General features: G+C 58.3%; 16 protein-coding genes and 1 pseudogene. 10 read left to right on the forward strand and 7 right to left on the reverse strand.

Annotation, left to right across the window (positions count from 1 at the left end; genetic code table 11):
• Positions 1 to 94: 94 nt before the first annotated feature.
• The 6 genes from PQQ86_RS24115 to PQQ86_RS24140 all read right to left on the reverse strand — a co-directional run bounded on the left by PQQ86_RS24115 (position 95) and on the right by PQQ86_RS24140 (position 6,225).
• Positions 95 to 628 (reverse strand): biotin/lipoyl-binding protein, encoded by a 534-nt coding sequence (locus PQQ86_RS24115; protein ID WP_408272595.1) that lies wholly within the window; start codon positions 626 to 628, stop codon positions 95 to 97.
• Complete coding sequence (locus tag PQQ86_RS24120; RefSeq protein WP_408272599.1) at positions 628 to 2,754, reverse strand: type I secretion system permease/ATPase; 2,127 nt, start codon at positions 2,752 to 2,754, stop codon at positions 628 to 630. Before PQQ86_RS24120 ends, PQQ86_RS24115 begins: the two co-directional genes overlap by 1 nt.
• A gap of 195 nt (positions 2,755 to 2,949) precedes the next feature.
• Positions 2,950 to 4,767 carry a hypothetical protein gene (locus PQQ86_RS24125; protein WP_408272602.1) on the reverse strand — a complete coding sequence of 606 codons (1,818 nt, stop codon included), beginning with the start codon at positions 4,765 to 4,767 and terminating at the stop codon, positions 2,950 to 2,952.
• Positions 4,768 to 4,769: 2 nt separating this feature from the next.
• Entirely contained in the window at positions 4,770 to 5,345 is a 576-nt protein-coding gene (locus tag PQQ86_RS24130) for a hypothetical protein (protein ID WP_408272605.1), read from the reverse strand.
• A complete protein-coding gene (locus PQQ86_RS24135) occupies positions 5,332 to 5,640 on the reverse strand; it encodes a hypothetical protein (RefSeq protein ID WP_408272608.1) in 309 nt (102 codons plus the stop codon). The genes PQQ86_RS24130 and PQQ86_RS24135 overlap by 14 nt, the downstream gene beginning before the upstream one ends.
• Positions 5,641 to 6,225 carry a hypothetical protein gene (locus PQQ86_RS24140; RefSeq protein ID WP_408272610.1) on the reverse strand — a complete coding sequence of 195 codons (585 nt, stop codon included), beginning with the start codon at positions 6,223 to 6,225 and terminating at the stop codon, positions 5,641 to 5,643. It abuts the gene before it with no gap.
• A 373-nt stretch (positions 6,226 to 6,598) separates the two neighbouring features.
• Here PQQ86_RS24140 and PQQ86_RS24145 point away from each other — a divergent pair.
• From PQQ86_RS24145 to hutG, 6 genes and pseudogenes are all read left to right on the forward strand, one after another.
• Positions 6,599 to 6,766: pseudogene (locus PQQ86_RS24145) on the forward strand (transglutaminase family protein); the annotation flags it as partial.
• A gap of 226 nt (positions 6,767 to 6,992) precedes the next feature.
• Positions 6,993 to 7,742, forward strand: a complete 750-nt coding sequence (locus PQQ86_RS24150; protein WP_408272613.1) for an IclR family transcriptional regulator — start codon at positions 6,993 to 6,995, stop codon at positions 7,740 to 7,742.
• Between the two features lie 91 nt (positions 7,743 to 7,833).
• The gene (locus PQQ86_RS24155) at positions 7,834 to 8,589 is read left to right on the forward strand and encodes a transporter substrate-binding domain-containing protein (protein WP_408272615.1); all 756 of its coding nucleotides are present in this window, start codon (positions 7,834 to 7,836) and stop codon (positions 8,587 to 8,589) included.
• A 17-nt stretch (positions 8,590 to 8,606) separates the two neighbouring features.
• Positions 8,607 to 9,275: an amino acid ABC transporter permease gene (locus PQQ86_RS24160; protein ID WP_408272618.1), complete on the forward strand. Its 669-nt coding sequence runs from the start codon at positions 8,607 to 8,609 to the stop codon at positions 9,273 to 9,275.
• The gene (locus tag PQQ86_RS24165; protein ID WP_408272621.1) at positions 9,272 to 10,045 is read left to right on the forward strand and encodes an amino acid ABC transporter ATP-binding protein; all 774 of its coding nucleotides are present in this window, start codon (positions 9,272 to 9,274) and stop codon (positions 10,043 to 10,045) included. Before PQQ86_RS24160 ends, PQQ86_RS24165 begins: the two co-directional genes overlap by 4 nt.
• A complete protein-coding gene (hutG, locus tag PQQ86_RS24170) occupies positions 10,042 to 11,034 on the forward strand; it encodes a formimidoylglutamase (protein ID WP_408272624.1) in 993 nt (330 codons plus the stop codon). The genes PQQ86_RS24165 and hutG overlap by 4 nt, the downstream gene beginning before the upstream one ends.
• 10 nt (positions 11,035 to 11,044) lie before the next feature.
• Here the strand turns inward: hutG and PQQ86_RS24175 are convergent, their stop codons facing one another.
• Positions 11,045 to 11,203: a hypothetical protein gene (locus tag PQQ86_RS24175; RefSeq protein WP_408272626.1), complete on the reverse strand. Its 159-nt coding sequence runs from the start codon at positions 11,201 to 11,203 to the stop codon at positions 11,045 to 11,047.
• A gap of 29 nt (positions 11,204 to 11,232) precedes the next feature.
• Between PQQ86_RS24175 and PQQ86_RS24180 the strand changes: the two genes are divergently transcribed.
• The 4 genes from PQQ86_RS24180 to PQQ86_RS24195 all read left to right on the forward strand — a co-directional run bounded on the left by PQQ86_RS24180 (position 11,233) and on the right by PQQ86_RS24195 (position 14,913).
• Entirely contained in the window at positions 11,233 to 11,655 is a 423-nt protein-coding gene (locus PQQ86_RS24180) for a MarR family winged helix-turn-helix transcriptional regulator (protein WP_408272629.1), read from the forward strand.
• Positions 11,656 to 11,736: 81 nt separating this feature from the next.
• Positions 11,737 to 12,159 (forward strand): MarR family winged helix-turn-helix transcriptional regulator, encoded by a 423-nt coding sequence (locus PQQ86_RS24185; RefSeq protein ID WP_408272632.1) that lies wholly within the window; start codon positions 11,737 to 11,739, stop codon positions 12,157 to 12,159.
• Positions 12,160 to 12,246: 87 nt separating this feature from the next.
• Positions 12,247 to 13,335 (forward strand): HlyD family secretion protein, encoded by a 1,089-nt coding sequence (locus tag PQQ86_RS24190; protein WP_408272635.1) that lies wholly within the window; start codon positions 12,247 to 12,249, stop codon positions 13,333 to 13,335.
• Positions 13,336 to 13,341: 6 nt separating this feature from the next.
• Positions 13,342 to 14,913 (forward strand): DHA2 family efflux MFS transporter permease subunit, encoded by a 1,572-nt coding sequence (locus PQQ86_RS24195; protein WP_408272638.1) that lies wholly within the window; start codon positions 13,342 to 13,344, stop codon positions 14,911 to 14,913.

The raw sequence follows: 14,913 nt of genomic DNA on the forward strand, positions 1-14,913 counted from the left end.
TTCGCCTGCTCTGCTCGAAACTTCCCTCGGAAAGTTGCTGATGCCCCGCGACTATCTGCAATTTAGCGGCTTCCCATTTGTATGTCCCCGGCGTTCAGACGTCCCAACTTCGCGGCAAGATCGAGCCTCGCCCCGTTTTGATCGCGGCCAGCAGCGCCCGTGCACGTTCTGCCGATAGGGCGGCGTCAATTCGTGCTGAGCGTGCCTTATGTGCATCGGCAGCGGCCTGGGTCGTGTCGAGAACCAGCAGCGCCTGTCCTTGCGTTACGCGCTCACCGTCACGAATCAGAATCTGTCGCACGACTCCCGTGATAGCCGGCTGAACGGTTTTCACGCGTTCGCCAGGAATCAGTTTGCCTTTTGCGGTTGCAACAATATCCAGCTTGCCGAATACAACAATCAGCAAGATAAGGACGCCAAGGGCGACAATGACACGCATCGTCCACCGTGGCGCAGGGTGCGATGGCGTTTCGATCAGTTCGAGATTCGCGGGCAGGAATTGCAGTTCCTGTGCTGTACGCTCCGGCGTATCGAGTTGATCGCGGATCGCCCATACCGAACGGAACGTCGCGCCGTAGCGCCTGCATAGATCAGCAATGGCGCGCAATTTCAGGAAATGCGTGGTCATCAGGTGTTTTGCAAAGAGACGAGGTGCGCGTAATAGCCGTTCTTCTCCAATAACTGGTCGTGGCTGCCGCGCTCGACAATCTGACCTTTGTCCATCGCGATGATCTGATCAGCATGACGCACGGCGCTCAATCGGTGCGCAATGGTGATGACCGTGCGACCGTGACACATCGCACGCATGTTGTTCTGGATCACCCGTTCGGTCTCGAAGTCGAGCGCGCTGGTTGCTTCGTCGAAAATCAGGATGCGCGGGTTCGTCACGAGTGCACGCGCGATAGCGATACGCTGTCGCTGTCCGCCCGACAGCGAGGAGCCATGTTCGCCTACTACCGTGTCGTAGCCCTCAGGCAGCTCCGAAATGAAGTCGTGAGCGCCAGCTAGCGTTGCGGCATGGATCACCACGTCGAGCGATGCGCCCGGATCTGTCACGGCGATGTTCTCGCGAATCGAGCGATTGAAAAGCAGGTTCTCCTGCAGCACCACACCGATCTGCCGCCGTAACCACGCCGGATCGGCCAGCGCGAGATCGATTCCGTCGATGCGCACGCGTCCGCTCTCGGGCGTGTAGAGGCGCTGCATGAGTTTGGTTAGCGTACTTTTCCCCGATCCTGATCGGCCGACGATGCCGACAATTTCTCCAGGCTGAATCGTCAGGTTGACCCCATTGAGGACCGGCAGACTGTCCACGCGGTAACGGAAGCGCACGTCCTCGAAACTGACTTCCCCTTTCACATCGGGCAGCGCCTGGCGGCTGGGCGGCAGTTCCGTGCGCGTGTTGAGGATGTCACCCAGGCGCTGCATCGAAATGCCGACCTGCTGAAAATCCTGCCAAAGCTGGGCCAGTCTCAATACCGGCGCGCTGACGCGTTGGGACATCATGTTGAACGCAATTAGTTGGCCAACGGTCAGCTTGCCGTCGATTACGAGCTTCGCACCAAAGAACAAGGTCGCAAGCGTGACCAGTTTGCCCACCAGTTGAATGAGCTGTTGCCCGACGTTCCCTAGCGCGTTGACGCGGAAACTCGCCGTGACATAGGCCGCGAGCTGATTGTCCCAGCGGCGGGTGAACTGCGGCTCTATCGCCATTGCCTTGACTGTCTGCACGCCGGACACGGCCTCGACTAGAAACGACTGGTTATCGGCTCCACGTGCGAATTTGTGATTCAGTCGCTCCCGTAGAAGCGGATTCAGCGTCATGGAGATAGCGGCATAAACGGGGAGCGAGATCGCGACAATCAGCGTCAGCCAGACGCTGTAGATACACATCACGCCAAGAAAAATCACCGAGAAGATCAGGTCGATGAAAGCCGTTAAGGCCTGGCCCGTGAGAAAGTTCCGGATGCTTTCAAGCTCGCGCACGCGTGCGACGGTGTCGCCCACGCGTCTCGCTTCGAAATACGCGAGTGGCAATGCCAGTAGATGGCGGAAGAGTCGCGCGCCGAGTTCGACGTCGATCCGATTGGTTGTGTGTGAGAAGACGTAGTTTCGTAAACCCGTGAGCAGCACTTCGAAAACCGAGCTGACAAGCAACGCCACGCAAACCACGTTAAGCGTGCTGTAGGCCCGATTGACAAGTACTTTGTCCATCACCACCTGGAACATCAGCGGTGAGACCAACCCGAAGATCTGCAGTACCACCGAAACCATTAAGACTTCGAGAAGCAGTCGGCGGTACTTTACGACGGCAGGAATGAACCACGAGAAGTCGAAGCGGGCCAGGTTGCCGGCGAGAGATGCACGGGACGTGAACAGCAACATGCGACCGGTGGAGCGCTCCAGAACTTCGCTCACAGGTTTCGTGTGCGGCGCCTGCATGCCGGGTTCCAGCACCAACGCAGTTCCACCGTCCGAGCCCGCGAGAATGAAGTGGCGGCCGGTGCGGTCCAACGCGAGCGCGGGAAACGGTGTTTTTGCCAGCCGTTCCGGCACAAGCTTCACGGCGCTGGCTTTCAAACCGATTTCGCGGGCGGACAGCACCAACTGCGCTTCGGAAAATGCGTGTCCGTTCGTTGCGGCTGCATGTTTTAGTTGAGACGCGTCGGTGGCAATACCGTGAAGGCGTGCAATGACGACCAGTGCCGCCAGGCCGGCGTCTTCAAGGTGAGCAGATTGCTCTTCGAATCCCATCGTTTAACTTTATAAAGCGCGGATGAACGTGCAGTGATGCGGTGGATATCTGAAACGTGTGAATGCGTCCGGCGGCTAACCGAACCCTTGTCATGCTTTCGAACGTTCCCGACCAGCGGACGATTGATGCATTCCGGGCCGCCACTTTCCCTTTGCGCGTGGAAGCGGCAGCACCTGAATCGTTATGTCAGAGTGTTAATGGGCGGACACAGCCAGCAAGAGTTGAGAGTTTTCGGGTGGGACGGCAGTAAGGCTTGTCGACACCGACGGCTCCGGCGCGTATGCGGCCATCGCCTGAACCAGTTGGACCGCTTGATGATCAGCCTCGGCATAAGCGGTGGCTGTCGAGCGCACCGAAGCGAAGGTGCGCGAAGTCCAGGTGACAGCGTCTGTGGCTGGATCGTAATGCGGGGCGTCCAGCAGTGCGCCGCTGATCGTATTGATACCTGTGGTTTGCCCGGTTGCCGGGTCCTTGAGAAACTGGGTGCCCGACCCGCCTGCCCGAATGTAGTCCTGTTCGATCAACTGCTGGGCAGCATTAAACTTTAAAACAAGGCCCGTTCCGTCGCTACCTGCAGTCGTCTGCCTTGTTATCAAACCGGTTACCGAGTCGTAGAGAATGTCTGCATATGAGCCATCCGGGCGAATGGACAGCACTTCGATTTGCACGCCTGCGGCGTTATAGGTACGGTGGATCAAGCGGTCATCACCGTCGTATTGTAGGGTGAGCGTCTTCGAGCCGTCGGCGTTGATCGAGAGTCGATTAAATGATCCGAGTAAGACATCTTCGCCACCGCACCCACCGTTCAGAGCGCCTGTTACGTTGATACCGCCGTCGGCGACGGTGAGTGTTTCGCCGGTGATGGCGTTGTAAATGGTGTTGCCGTCGGCTGAGCCGAACTGAACAGTCGTACCAGCGCCAGCGTGGACAATGTTGTTAGCGCCATCGATGATGACGTGATTGCCGTCGGCGAGGGACACCAGGTTGTTGTCGCCGTGGATGGTGACCTGATTGTCGGTTCCTGTGACGTAAACAAACTGATACTCGCCACCGCCTGAAGGAGTGCTCATGGGTGCCACGGCGTACGTTGCCGAGGAACCGGTGATATACACCTCCGTAATGAGCTTGCCGTCCGAGTCTGTGAAGTGGGTTGTGTAGCAGCCGTCCTGGTAGATGTTGAGCGTGAGCGGCTTGTTCGTACCTGTCTCGGGAACGGTCCAGACGCTTTTGCCGGCGCTGGCTGTCGGGTCTGTCAACGGACCGTCGTCGGATACTGTTCCCACGATATAGGTGACGCCAGATTCGAAGGTATAGAGCGTGCTGCCGTCGCCTTGCTGAGCCACGCGCGACGGAATTTCGACCTTGTATCCGGAGATCCAGCCTGAATCATCTACCTGCGGCACCATCATGCCGCCGGATAGCGTTAACTGCATGGTGTCTGACAGAGTGCTTGTGAATACAGCCTGATCCGAAGCGGAGAGCTGGCCGTAATATGACTGAACGACACCTTGCAGTTCTTGCAGCACGTTCGAAATCGAGTACCTGGAATCTTGAGTTACCCATCCGATCACCGTCATGCCAGCCGCAAGAAAGCCCAATGCGATTGCGACTTCAGGTGCAGCAACGGCAGCAGCACGAATGCCAAGGCCCGCTCCGACAATTGATGCTAGGTTGCCAACTGGCACATTTGCTGGACCTGTTTCGTGCGCTACTTTAATCGCTGTTAGAGTAGCCGCCGCGAGTCCGACCCAACCCGCCTTCTTCGCGACGGAGCCCAGTAATTTTCCTGCCTCGGCTGAATCCGACGCAAACTGCTGCAACATCTGGCCAGTGCTGCCGCTGATGCCCGCAAGGTCTGCAGCAGCAGTAAATCGGGCAAGCAGTTGGAGCGTTGGGTCAGTTTCGGTACGAGCTTGTTCCGCCGCGTTGACGGCATCGGCTGAACTGACCGTTCCGCCTACTAGAAAATTCACGAGAGAAGCAATTCCTTGTTCAGTGGTAATCGTTGACATATTTAATCCTGAAGTGCTCTTTTCTTAATCTTAATAGCGTTAAAGGCAGATAAAATCCAAAGAAATCCAGCGATAAGGTACATATAAAAAATCGTCCCGAGCGGATCTCTGGCGCGCATCAACGCCACATTCTGCCTATCCTTGTCCAGCAGAACCTTACCGTCGACGGTCGTCACCTGAGTTGGCCAGAACCGACCTAGGCCATCTCGCAAGAAAAAACCTTCTGCTCGGACCTCCTGATGGTCAGGATTGGCTTCGTTAAATTTCAAAATCGAGTTGTAACCTACGTAATCCTGAAGTCGGTAAATTTGTCCGTTTTCAGTTTTAAAATCGATAAATGGATATTTTTTGGGTCCGTGTCGATCATTGCCAAAAACAAATACGCCGCGCCTTTTTAAAATAGGTGCTTCAGGAGGTATGGCACCCCGATAAGGTATGGAGTGCACGAAAGCAAGAAATGGCGATATCAGGGTAAAAATGATAGCTCCAGTCAAAATAGACTGTTTCCATTTATATTCCGGCCCAATCGTCTCGGTTGGGCCCCGCAGCAAGATCAAGAAAGCTTTAAACAAGGTCATATTGGAAGGGCCCCGTGTTTGGGCCGCACACTGACGTTGCGGCTACAGCTTCACCTAACAGCTGGGTGGCTTTCTCAGCGCCCTGCGAAAACGTCTGCAAGATTTGCTGCATTCCTCCAGCGACCACGCCGAGCAGATCATTCGCAGCTCCGGCCGTAGTGATGACTTTTTTTGACGTAGCCTGCTCGACCACAGCTTGCTGAGCGGAATTAGCCGCATCGGCCACGCTGACGGACGAGCCGGTAATATAGGCGACGACATCGCCGATATATTCAATAAAGCTTTGCGTTTTCATTTAACTATCTCTGGAAAGTTTTTTTCTGAGCTTGATTGCGTTCGAAAGGGAGATAAACCATAGGGGCAGAATCAATCCGTATTCCCACAACAATATTTTTCCGAATGGATCCCTGTTTTTCTTAAGGCTGAGATTAGACGTCTCCCGGCTAAGCAGTACATGTCCGTCTAGTTCACTTATGAGCGTGGGCCAAAAAAAACCGCGACCGTCTTGGAGCAGGAAACCTTCCACGTAAAAATTTAGTCCTGAATTAGCCTTTCCAATTCTCACAACATCCAAATCGCTATCTATTAAATTGTAAATTTTTCCGTCGTTCGCATGAAAATCGATGGAATATTGTCGATTAATTGATCGTCGATTATAAATTCCACTTGTAAAATTTCCGACGCTTCGAATAACCGGCGCTTCCGGTGGCACCGCCCCCGTGTAAAATTGACTATGTAATAAATTGAAGAGCGGGAATGTCGCCGCTAGAGCGACAGCCGCACTCAGGACACCTCTTTTCCAGCTATGACCCTCCCCAATCTGATAGTCTGTCCCGTTTAGCAGAATCAGGAAAGCCTTAGGCAAACTCACGGCGGACATATATTTATTTCAGCCTAAAAAATGACGATCAGATATTAAAAAACTTAAACGTAGAGACGAGGATAAATATTCGAATCATGTCATGCGAAGCATGATCGTGAAATTTGGATCCGCAAGTCGATGCCGCGTACCTATATTTTGCAATCAACCGTAGCGCTATGAGAAAAATATTATAAAAAGCAGAACCGTGGTGTCATTTTTTGCAAACATTTCGGGATGACCTCCAGAATTCCGATAAAGTCTTGCGTGGAAGACTAATTTCTAAGATTCCTCTCAATCAAATTGAGCGGGACTAAGACTCAGATGGATTCATCCATCTGTTTGCGCGCAGCAGGAACGCGTCTTACGAAAGAGTCAAGACTATCGGGTTTTTGGCAGTGGCTGGATCGATCTCGACCCCACCAATGACGTGCTCGCCGATATGGACCACGTGACGCTCGCAATTGGGCGCGATTACAGCGACGTGTCCTTGCTGCGCGGGATGATCCTGGGGGGCGGGGCGCATCGGGTTGAGGTAGGTGTGACGGTGCTCGCGCTTTAAGCACCCGCTTTTGCCGGATGCGTCTACTCGCTTTACCCCTTCAGCAAGCCGCTTTCCGGGCAGACGAATTCACTCGACGTGCCGCGCGTCCGCTGCGGCACGCTCTTTTATCCCGCTTTCGGGGAAAACCCTCGCTCTCTATTCCCACTCACCGGGAATCCAATTTTTGAAATCCGAGAATGTTCTGGCATTCTGATTCCGTTATTCATTGTGGGTAGTTTTCATCGTGAACGCGGAACAGGGTGTGACAGGAGCTGAACGGGTGCTGCTGGTGCTGGCGGCACTCGCCAGTCACGGCAAGGCCATGTCGGTCAAGGATCTGCTCGCTGTTACCGGTCTCGCGCAAAGCACGCTGTACCGGCAAATCGCGCTGCTCAAGCGCTGGGGTTTCGTCGCTGAAAACGCGGGCCATTACGCGCCGGGTCCGATCAGCCTGCAACTCGCGCTCGGCTTCGACGTCAATTCGCTGCTCGTCGAAGCGAGCCGCACGGAGATGCAGCAACTGGCGCGCGCGTCGCAGGAAAGCATCGGGTTGGTGGTCGCGGTCAAGCATCAGGTGATGTGCCTGGAAATGGTCGACAGCCAGCACTCGTTGCGCTGCTCGTTCGAAAAAGGCCGCGCCGTGCCGCTGAAAGCCGGCGCCTCGGCGAAATCGCTGCTGGCGTTCATGGCCGACAAGGCGCGCACAGAAGTGCTCGACAACCTGTTCGACAACGATCCCGCCGGCCGCGCCGCGATCGAAGCCGAACTCGAACAGATTCGCGCTCAGGGCTACGCTGTCAGCGACAGCGAAGTCGATCCGGGCGTGTGGGGCGTGAGCGCCCCGATATTTCATCGCAGCGGACGCGGCGCCGGAAGCAGCGCGTCGATCACGCTGATGGCGCCGTCCACGCGCGCCATCAGCCGGGAAAGCCAATTCATCGACGGGACGCTACGTACGGCCCGCGCTATTTCCGAGCATATGCAAACCGATTGATCGGGCAGGGCCGCTCGCGGCCGCATTCGATCTGGATACCGAACGAACTGAACGAACTGAACGAACTGAACGAACCACAAGGAGCCCTCCCATGAAACTGAATCGACTGTTGTCCCTCGCATGCGTCACGTTTGCGGTGACGTTCGCCAGCTTTTCCGGCGCGGCGTCCGCACAAACGCCGGACGTGCTGAACGTCGCCACCGACGCGACCTTCCCGCCGATGGAATACACCGAAAATGGTGCGCGCACCGGCTTCGACGTCGACATGATGAATGCGCTCGCGAAAGCCATGGGCAAACGCGTGCAATGGACCGACATCGACTTCAAGGGCCTGGTTCCGGGCCTGATCGCGCATCGTTTCGATGCGGCGATCTCCGGCATCTACATCACCGACGAACGCGCGAAAGTGATCGATTTCACCAATTCGTATTACGCCGGCGGCCTCGTCGTGCTGGTGAAAGACGGTTCGCCGATCAAATCGGCGGCGGATCTGAACGGCAAGAAAGTCTCGGTCCAGGTCGGCACGAAATCGGTCAACTTCCTGCGCGACAACTTCCCGCAAATCAATCGCGTCGAAGTCGAAAAGAATCAGGAAATGTTCGACCTGGTGGGTATTGGCCGCGCCGATGCCGCGGTGACCGGTAAGCCCGCTGCCTATCAGTTTGCGAAGACCCGTGGTGGCTTCCACGTGCTCGACAAGCCGCTGACGACCGAAGCCTACGGCATCGCCGTGCGCAAGGACGAACCGCAACTGAAGGCCGCCTTCAACACCGCGCTGGCGAAGATCAAGGCAGACGGCACGTATGCGGCGATCGTCCACAAGTGGTTCGGCGCCACCGCGCAATAACCGGCTGGGCAGAGATAATGGAACTCGATTTTTCTCCGGTGATTGCCGGCTTTCCGGACATCATGCATGGCGCCCTGGTGACGGTCGAAGTGACCGCCGCCGCGCTCGCGCTGAGCTGTGTGCTGGGCCTGCTGATCGGTATTGGCCGGCTCACGCCGAAGCGGCGCATCGTGTACGCCTTCTGTACGGCGTACCTCACGTTTTTCCGCGGCACGCCGTTGCTTGTGCAACTTTTCCTGCTGTTCTTCGGTTTGCCGCAATTCGGCATTCTGTTGCCGGCTTTCGTGTGCGGGATGCTGGGGCTCGGCCTGTATTCGGCGGCTTATGTGTCGGAGATCGTGCGCGGCGCGATTCAATCGGTGGATCGCGGGCAGATGGAAGCGGCGCGTTCGATCGGCATGTCGTCGGGGCAGGCGATGCGCGCAATTATTCTGCCGCAGGCGATCGTGCGGATGATTCCGCCGCTGGGCAATGAGTTCATCGCGTTGATCAAGAACTCGGCGCTGGTGTCGCTGCTGACGATCGACGATCTGATGCATGAAGGCCAGAAGATCATCAGCGTGTCGTACCGTTCGCTCGAAGTGTATCTGGCTATCGCGCTGGTGTATCTGGTGTTGACACAGGTGACGAATTACGCGCTGCATCGTGTGGAGCGCCGCTTGCGTGCAGGAGGGATGGTGCAATGAACACCGTAAAAGTAGATGAACCTATCGTCAGCATTCGTGGGCTGACCAAATCGTTCGGTTCGCATACCGTGCTTAACGGCATCGACTTCGACATTCAGCCGCAGCAAGTGGTGGTCGTGATTGGGCCGAGCGGCTCGGGCAAGAGTACTTTCCTGCGGTGCTGCAATGGGCTTGAAGAGGCCGAAGGCGGCACGATCGATATCTGCGGGCATCGGCTGGTCGATCACGGGGCGATGCTCAAGGAGCGCTCGCTGAATGCGCTGCGCACCGAAGTGGGTATGGTGTTTCAGTCGTTCAACCTGTTTCCGCATCTGTCGGTGCTGCATAACATCACGGTCGGTCCGCGGATGTTGCGTGGCGCTAGCAAGGCCGAAGCCGAAGCAACTGCAATGGCGTTGCTGGAAAAAGTCGGTCTGGCCCACAAGGCGCATGGGATGCCGGCGAGCTTGTCGGGTGGTCAGAAGCAGCGCGTTGCCATTGCTCGCGCGTTGGCGATGCAACCGCGCGTGATGTTGTTCGACGAGCCGACGTCCGCGCTCGATCCCGAATTGGTCGGCGAAGTGCTGCAGGTGATGAAGCTGCTCGCGAGCGAAGGCATGACGATGGTGGTCGTCACGCACGAAATGGGTTTCGCGAAGGAAGTCGCCGACGTGGTGGTGGTGATGGACGGCGGCGTGATTGTCGAGGCCGGACCGCCTGCTGAGATTTTCTCGGCGCCGTCACAGCCGCGCACGCGGGCTTTCCTGCAGGCGGTGTTGTCGCGCGCATGAGAGTTCCATTCGACAACAAGGTGTGGAGCGGCCGTTCCGACGAGGGTGAGCCCGGCGATACCCGGCGTATTTTCAATCAGGTAGTGCCGTTCGGCGGCGCGCGGCGGAATGAGGATGTTTTACGCGCCGCCCCGTGCGTTGAAAGCGATGCGACGGTGATCGTCGGCTTTGGTTCCGACGAAGGCGTGCGGCGCAATCAGGGGCGCGTTGGCGCGGCGCATGCGCCAAAAGAATTGCGCCGTGTGCTGGCCGGTCTGCCGGCGAAAACGTCGATGGCGGCGCTCGCCGATGCGGGCGATGTGGTGTGCGACGACGGCGACCTCGAAGGCGCGCAGGCGGAACTCGCGAACGTAGTGAGCGACGTGCTCGCGAGCGGCGGCCGGCCGTTGGTGTTCGGCGGCGGTCACGAGGTTGCGTGGGGAACGTATAGCGGTTTGCGCTTGCATCAGGATCGCGTGGATGGGGCAACTTCAGCCGCAACCCGCAAGCTACTCATCATCAATTTCGACGCTCATTTCGATCTGCGTCAGAAGCGGCCGGCTAATTCAGGCACGCCGTTCGATCAGATTGCGAACGACTGCGCCGAGCGGGGCGCGCCGTTCAACTACGCCTGTTTCGGCATCAGCGATCTGGGCAACACCGCTTCGCTGTTCGCGCATGCAGGGGAACTCGGCGTGCGCTACGTGCTCGACGTCGACATGCAGGAACCGCAATTGCCGCAGCGTCTGGACGACCTCCAGCAGTTGCTGGATTCAGCGGACGACGTCTATCTGACCATCGATCTTGACGTGCTTCCAGCCGCTACCGCGCCGGGTGTATCGGCGCCTGCCGCTTTGGGCGTGCCCTTGTCGGTGGTCGAAGCGATGGTGCAGAGCGTGCGTGCGTCGGGCAAGCTGCGCGCCGCGGATATTGCGGAGTACAACCCGTCGCTCGATCAGGATAAGCGCACGGCGAGGGCGGCGGCGAGGTTGGCGTATCGGCTGCTTTAGCGCACCGTTACTACACGAACCCTCCAATCGACAGGAACGGATGCACGTTGCCGGCATAGTTCGCCGGATCGTAGGTCATGGCCGGCTGATTAGTCCCTTTCAGAAGCAGACCATAAGCCGGCCGGTCGAACCCTACGAGGTATCTGCCGAGCGAAAGTGATCTTGACATAGTGCGTATGCACATATACACTGCGCAACATGACCCGTCCTCTCTCCTACGACGAATGCAACTGTTTCGCGCTGCGCCAGGCGGCCCGGCACGTCACGCAAATCTACGAGCGCCATCTCGGCGAGGTAGGGCTGACGGCTGCGCAGTTCACGATTCTCGCCAAGCTCGCGCGCACGCCGAACCTGCCGATGGTGGACCTCGCGGATGCCATGGTCATGGAGCGCACCACGCTGGTCCGCGCCATGAAACCGTTGCAGCGTGATGGGCTGGTGGTCGCCGAATCGGCGGAGCATGACGGTCGTACGTTTCTGTTCAGTCTCACGGAGAAGGGCGAAACGACCTTCGATCGGGCCGCAATCGCATGGCGTGCCGCGCAGGACGAGTTCGAGGAAAAGTTTGGCCACGCACGTGCCAAGGCGCTGCGCTCCGAGCTCTTCGGCATCACCGGATAGACAAAGCGTACGAGCTCGTTTCAACGAGCTTTTTTTACGCCTGATTATGTGCATACGCACTCACAAAAAGGAAGCGCAGCGATGGACGGGCTTTTCGACGACGACTGCTTTGCGATCCGCCAGGCCGCGCGTTATGTGTCGCAGATTTACGACCGTCACCTGGAAAATGTCGGCCTCACCATCACGCAGTTTTCGCTGATGGGGCGCCTGAAGCGCGTGGGTCCGATGACCATGAAACAACTGGCGGAAGCCATGCGCATGGAGCGCACCACGCTGGTCCGCACGATCCAGCCGCTGCGGCGTAACGGACTGGTGTCGAGCGAGACGCTTGGGGCGGATGTGCGGGCGCTGTCGATTGCGCTGACGGCCGCCGGCGAAGAACGTTTGCAAGCCGGGCGCAAGCATTGGTATGCGGCGCAAGCCGAATTCGAAGATCGTTTCGGCGAGCAGCGCGCGGCGGCTTTGCGTACTGAGTTGTTCGCCATTACAAAAGACCCCGTTTGAATCTGCCCCGCGTGAAGCGGGTCAAGCCGGCGCAGCGTAACGCGCTTTTTTTTAAGCTCAACGAGTGCATACACACATACAGCCATCATGTCCACTACACCCTCGACTATCGCACCGCCCAGCGTGGCGAACGCCGCCAAACCGGCACGGCGCATTCCGTGGATGCTGCTCGCGGTCATCACCGTGCTCGCGGTGCTGGCACTTGCGGCGTCGTACTGGTTCTTCGTCGGCCGCTTTGTCGAAACGACGGACGATGCCTACGTCGGCGGTGATGTGACCGTGATGTCGCCGAAGGTGAACGGCTTCGTCACGGACGTGCTGGTGCGGGACAACCAGTTCGTCCATGCGAATCAGGTGCTGATCCGGCTCGATGCACGCGATTACGACGCTCGTCTCGCGCAGGCCAGTGCGGAAGTCGAGAGTGCGCAGGCGGCTGTCACCGAGTTGCAGGCGAAGAAGTCCCTGCAGCTTGCCACCATCAACGAGCAGGCCGCCGAAGTTCGGGCGTCAGGCGCCGAGTTGACGCGCAGCACCGCCGACCAGACGCGCTATCGCGAACTGGTAAAGGACGATGCGGTATCGAACCAGGTCGTGGAACGGGCGGACGCCGATCTGACCAAAGCGCATGCCGCGGTCGACCGCAGCAGCGCGGCCCTGATTGCGGCGCAAAGGCAGATCGCCGTGCTCGACGCGCAGATCGGTGACGCGCAGGCGCGCATCGCCACTGCGCAGGCGGCGCAACGGGTCGCGGCATTGAATGTGGAGTACACCACGATCCGCTCGCCGATCGACGGCTACGTCGGCAATCGCACCGCGCGCGTCGGCTTGCTGGCGAACATTGGCGTGTCGCTGCTGACTGTGGTGCCGTCGAGCGGACTGTGGATCGACGCCAACTTCAAGGAAGACCAGTTGAAGAAGATGCATGTCGGCGACGGTGTCGACGTCGATCTCGATGCGTCGAGCAAGCGGATTCACGGCGTGGTTGAGAGTCTCGCGCCGGCGACCGGCGCGACCTTCAGCGTGCTGCCGGCGGAAAACGCGACCGGTAACTTTACGAAGATCGTGCAGCGCGTGCCGGTTCGCGTGCGTCTCGAGGTGCCGAAGGATATGGAGGGCGTGCTGCGCCCGGGCCTGTCGGCGACGGTGAAAGTGCACCTCGACGCTGCTCACGGTTAAACGATCATGACTCAGGTCCTTGCCAATCCCGCCGACCTGCCGACGCGCACCAAAGTGTTCGCGTTCGTGCTGATGTGCCTCGGTTTTTTCATGGCGACACTCGATATCCAGATCGTGGCGTCTTCACTCAAGGATATCGGGGGCGGCTTGTCCGCGAGTCAGGATGAGCTCTCGTGGGTGCAGACCGCGTATCTGATCGCGGAGATTCTCGTGATCCCGATGTCCGGTTGGCTCACGCGTGTGTTCTCGACGCGCTGGGTGTTCGCATTTTCCGCGCTGGGCTTTACGGTCACCAGTATGCTATGCGGCCTTGCATGGGACATCAACTCGATGATCCTGTTTCGCGGTTTGCAGGGCGCGCTCGGCGCCGCGATGATTCCGACCGTGTTCACGACGGCATTCGTGCTGTTCCCCGGCAAGCAGCGCCTGATTGCGTCCACCACCATCAGCGCGCTCGCCACGCTCGCACCGACGGTCGGCCCGGTGATCGGCGGCTGGATCACATCGCAATGGTCGTGGCACTGGCTGTTCTATCTGAACCTCGTGCCGGGTCTCGCCGTGACTCTGATGGTGCCGAAGTACGTGCACTTCGACAACGTCGATCTCTCACTGCTGAAAAAGGGCGACTATCTCGGCATCCTGTTGATGTCCGGTTTTCTCGGTTGCCTTGAATACGTGCTGGAGGAAGGGCCACGCAAGAACTGGTTCGGCGACGACGTGATCCTGACGTGTACCTGGGTGGCGGCGATCTGCGGATTCCTGTTCATCGTGCACGCGTTCACCGCGAAAGAGCCGATCGTCGATTTGCGCGCACTGGCGATCCGCAACTTCGGCATTGGCAGTCTGCTGTCCTTCATCACCGGGATCGGGATTTTCTGCGCGGTGTTCCTGACACCGGTGTTCCTGTCGCGTGTGCGCGGCTTCGATTCGTTGCAGATCGGCGTGGCGTTGTTGTCAGTGGGATGTTTTCAATTGGTCGCGATGGTTGCGTATTCGATAGTCGCGCGTTTTGTCGACATGCGGATCCTGCTGGTGTTCGGCCTGGTGCTGTTCGGCGTCGGCTGTTATCTGTATGTGCCGCTGACCAATCAGTGGGGCTGGCAGGAATTGCTGATCCCGCAGGCGTTGCGCGGCGTTGGCCAGCAGTTCTGTATTCCGCCCATCGTCACGATGGCGCTCGGTTCATTGCCGATGTCGAGGCTTCGATCCGCCAGCGGTCTCTTCAATCTGATGCGTAATCTCGGCGGCGCGATTGGCATTGCCGTGAGCAGCACCATGCTCAACGATCGATTGAATCTCCACTACGAGCGGCTCGACGAGCATGCGAGCGCGGGCCGTCCGGTGATCGAGTCGATCTTGCAGCAGCAAAGCGCGCACTTCGCGGCAGTCGGCGGCGATGCGCTGAATGCGGCCAATGCGGGCCTCGGGACGTTGCATTCGCTGCTGATGCGCGAAGCGCTCGTGCTTACGTTCTCCGACACGTTCTTTGCGCTGTCGCTCTGTTTCGTCGTCGGTTTGCTGAGCGTGCTGTTTTCGCGCCCGTTTGGCAATTCCGCACCGCCGCCCGATGCTCATTGA

It is taken from the genome of Paraburkholderia sediminicola, from assembly GCF_046026675.1.
GTDB lineage: Bacteria > Pseudomonadota > Gammaproteobacteria > Burkholderiales > Burkholderiaceae > Paraburkholderia > Paraburkholderia sediminicola_F.

What these genes read in the sequence shown, in the direction of transcription:
- PQQ86_RS24115 (WP_408272595.1), bottom strand. Translation starts at nt 628, where the DNA reads ATGACCACGCATTTCCTGAAATTGCGCGCCATTGCTGATCTATGCAGG.
- PQQ86_RS24120 (WP_408272599.1), bottom strand. Translation starts at nt 2,754, where the DNA reads ATGGGATTCGAAGAGCAATCTGCTCACCTTGAAGACGCCGGCCTGGCG.
- PQQ86_RS24135 (WP_408272608.1), bottom strand. Translation starts at nt 5,640, where the DNA reads ATGAAAACGCAAAGCTTTATTGAATATATCGGCGATGTCGTCGCCTAT.
- hutG (WP_408272624.1), top strand. Translation starts at nt 10,042, where the DNA reads ATGAGAGTTCCATTCGACAACAAGGTGTGGAGCGGCCGTTCCGACGAG.
- PQQ86_RS24195 (WP_408272638.1), top strand. Translation starts at nt 13,342, where the DNA reads ATGACTCAGGTCCTTGCCAATCCCGCCGACCTGCCGACGCGCACCAAA.
- PQQ86_RS24180 (WP_408272629.1), top strand. Translation starts at nt 11,233, where the DNA reads ATGACCCGTCCTCTCTCCTACGACGAATGCAACTGTTTCGCGCTGCGC.
- PQQ86_RS24140 (WP_408272610.1), bottom strand. Translation starts at nt 6,225, where the DNA reads ATGTCCGCCGTGAGTTTGCCTAAGGCTTTCCTGATTCTGCTAAACGGG.
- PQQ86_RS24160 (WP_408272618.1), top strand. Translation starts at nt 8,607, where the DNA reads ATGGAACTCGATTTTTCTCCGGTGATTGCCGGCTTTCCGGACATCATG.
- PQQ86_RS24125 (WP_408272602.1), bottom strand. Translation starts at nt 4,767, where the DNA reads ATGTCAACGATTACCACTGAACAAGGAATTGCTTCTCTCGTGAATTTT.
- PQQ86_RS24130 (WP_408272605.1), bottom strand. Translation starts at nt 5,345, where the DNA reads ATGACCTTGTTTAAAGCTTTCTTGATCTTGCTGCGGGGCCCAACCGAG.
- PQQ86_RS24155 (WP_408272615.1), top strand. Translation starts at nt 7,834, where the DNA reads ATGAAACTGAATCGACTGTTGTCCCTCGCATGCGTCACGTTTGCGGTG.
- PQQ86_RS24165 (WP_408272621.1), top strand. Translation starts at nt 9,272, where the DNA reads ATGAACACCGTAAAAGTAGATGAACCTATCGTCAGCATTCGTGGGCTG.
- PQQ86_RS24185 (WP_408272632.1), top strand. Translation starts at nt 11,737, where the DNA reads ATGGACGGGCTTTTCGACGACGACTGCTTTGCGATCCGCCAGGCCGCG.
- PQQ86_RS24190 (WP_408272635.1), top strand. Translation starts at nt 12,247, where the DNA reads ATGTCCACTACACCCTCGACTATCGCACCGCCCAGCGTGGCGAACGCC.
- PQQ86_RS24175 (WP_408272626.1), bottom strand. Translation starts at nt 11,203, where the DNA reads ATGTCAAGATCACTTTCGCTCGGCAGATACCTCGTAGGGTTCGACCGG.